Source organism: Pseudovibrio sp. JE062 (assembly GCF_000156235.1).
In the GTDB taxonomy this organism is placed as follows: Bacteria; Pseudomonadota; Alphaproteobacteria; order Rhizobiales; family Stappiaceae; genus Pseudovibrio.
In genome coordinates this window covers 1-2,500 of record NZ_DS996817.1, presented here as the reverse complement: position 1 = coordinate 2,500, position 2,500 = coordinate 1, and the positions used below count along the sequence as shown (strand labels likewise).

Below are 2,500 nucleotides of genomic sequence, written 5' to 3'. Positions count from 1 at the left end.
GGGAGTGAAATAGTACCTGAAACCGAATGCTTACAAACAGTTGGAGCCCGTAAGGGTGACAGCGTACCTTTTGTATAATGGGTCAGCGACTTAATTTAACGAGCAAGCTTAAGCCGATAGGTGTAGGCGTAGCGAAAGCGAGTCTTAATAGGGCGTTTTAGTTCGTTGGATTAGACCCGAAACCGAGTGATCTAGCCATGAGCAGGTTGAAGGTGCGGTAACACGCACTGGAGGACCGAACCCACGAATGTTGAAAAATTCGGGGATGACTTGTGGCTAGGGGTGAAAGGCCAATCAAACTCGGAAATAGCTGGTTCTCCGCGAAATCTATTTAGGTAGAGCGTCCTGTGAATACTCCTGGGGGTAGAGCACTGGATGGGCTATGGGGGCTCACCGCCTTACTGATCCTAACCAAACTCCGAATACCAGGAAGTACTGCAGGGCAGACACACAGTGGGTGCTAACGTCCATTGTGGAGAGGGAAACAACCCTGACCGCCAGTTAAGGTCCCTAAGTTATGGCTAAGTGGGAAAGGATGTAGAGATCCCAAAACAACCAGGATGTTGGCTTAGAAGCAGCCATCATTTAAAGAAAGCGTAACAGCTCACTGGTCTAAATAAGGGTCTCCGCGCCGAAAATGTACCGGGGCTAAAGCCATACACCGAAACTGCGGGTGCGTCTTATGACGCGCGGTAGCGGAGCGTTCTGTAAGCTGATGAAGGTGGACCCGTGAGGGCTGCTGGAGGTATCAGAAGTGCGAATGCTGACATGAGTAACGATAAAGAGGGTGAGAGACCCTCTCGCCGAAAGTCCAAGGGTTCCTGCGCAACGCTAATCGGCGCAGGGTTAGCCGGCCCCTAAGGCGAGGCCGAAAGGCGTAGTCGATGGGAACGGGGTTAATATTCCCCGGCCAGTGGGTAGTGACGGATGCCGTGTATCGTATCTCCTTATTGGATTGGAGATGCGGTGAAGGTGTTCCTGGAAATAGCTCCCACGCTAAGACCGTACCCGAAACCGACACAGGTGGACAGGTAGAGTATACCAAGGCGCTTGAGAGAACTGTGCTGAAGGAACTCGGCAAATTGCTCCCGTAAGTTCGCGAGAAGGGAGCCCGGTACGAAGGCAACTTTGTATCGGGGGCACAGAATAGGGGGTTGCGACTGTTTATCAAAAACACAGGGCTCTGCGAAGCCGCAAGGCGACGTATAGGGTCTGACGCCTGCCCGGTGCTGGAAGGTTAAGAGGAGGTGTGCAAGCACCGAATTGAAGCCCCAGTAAACGGCGGCCGTAACTATAACGGTCCTAAGGTAGCGAAATTCCTTGTCGGGTAAGTTCCGACCTGCACGAATGGCGTAACGACTTCCCCGCTGTCTCCAGCACAGACTCAGTGAAATTGAATTCCCCGTGAAGATGCGGGGTTCCTGCGGTCAGACGGAAAGACCCCGTGCACCTTTACTACAGCTTCACACTGGTATTCGTGATGACATGTGTAGGATAGGTGGTAGGCGTTGAACCCCGGGCGCCAGCTCGGGTGGAGCCATCCTTGAAATACCACCCTTTGTCCTCATGGATATCTAACCGCGGTACTACAATATCCGGGACCGTGTGTGGCGGGTAGTTTGACTGGGGCGGTCGCCTCCCAAATGGTAACGGAGGCGCGCGAAGGTAGGCTCAGAGCGGTCGGAAATCGCTCGTTGAGTGCAATGGCATAAGCCTGCCTGACTGCGAGACTGACAAGTCGAGCAGAGACGAAAGTCGGTCATAGTGATCCGGTGGTCCCTCGTGGAAGGGCCATCGCTCAACGGATAAAAGGTACGCCGGGGATAACAGGCTGATGATGCCCAAGAGTCCATATCGACGGCATTGTTTGGCACCTCGATGTCGGCTCATCGCATCCTGGGGCTGGAGCAGGTCCCAAGGGTTTGGCTGTTCGCCAATTAAAGCGGTACGTGAGCTGGGTTCAGAACGTCGCGAGACAGTTCGGTCCCTATCTGCCGTGGGTGTAGGAAATTTGAGAGGATCTGTCCCTAGTACGAGAGGACCGGGATGGACGTACCTCTGGTGGACCTGTTGTGGCGCCAGCCGCATTGCAGGGTAGCTATGTACGGAATGGATAACCGCTGAAGGCATCTAAGCGGGAAACCAACCTCAAAACAAGATATCCCTTGAGAGCCGTGGAAGACCACCACGTCGATAGGAGGCATGTGGAAGGGTGGTAACATCCGAAGCTGAGCCTTACTAATAGCTCGATCGATCTTGATCACTCCCATTAAGCTATAATCATAAAGCTTAAATCCAAAAACAAAGCTTCAACTAAACAAAACAGACCAGTTCATAATGTGACTTATTCCTGCCCGGTGGCTATGGCGGGGCGCCCCCACCCGATCCCATCCCGAACTCGGAAGTGAAACGCCCCTGCGCCAATGGTACTTCGTCTTAGACGCGGGAGAGTAGGCGCCGCCGGCATGATAGACACACAAAATCTCGACAAATACACAGA

Annotated in this window: 2 rRNA genes (1 of these 2 cut by a window edge); both read left to right on the top strand. The window is 53.4% G+C overall.

Annotated elements, in window-relative coordinates:
- Positions 1 to 2,264: ribosomal RNA gene (locus PJE062_RS23880) — 23S ribosomal RNA — on the top strand; it begins 462 nt to the left of the window's first position.
- Positions 2,265 to 2,353: 89 nt separating this feature from the next.
- Positions 2,354 to 2,466: ribosomal RNA gene (gene rrf / locus PJE062_RS23875) — 5S ribosomal RNA — on the top strand.
- Positions 2,467 to 2,500: the final 34 nt, after the last annotated feature.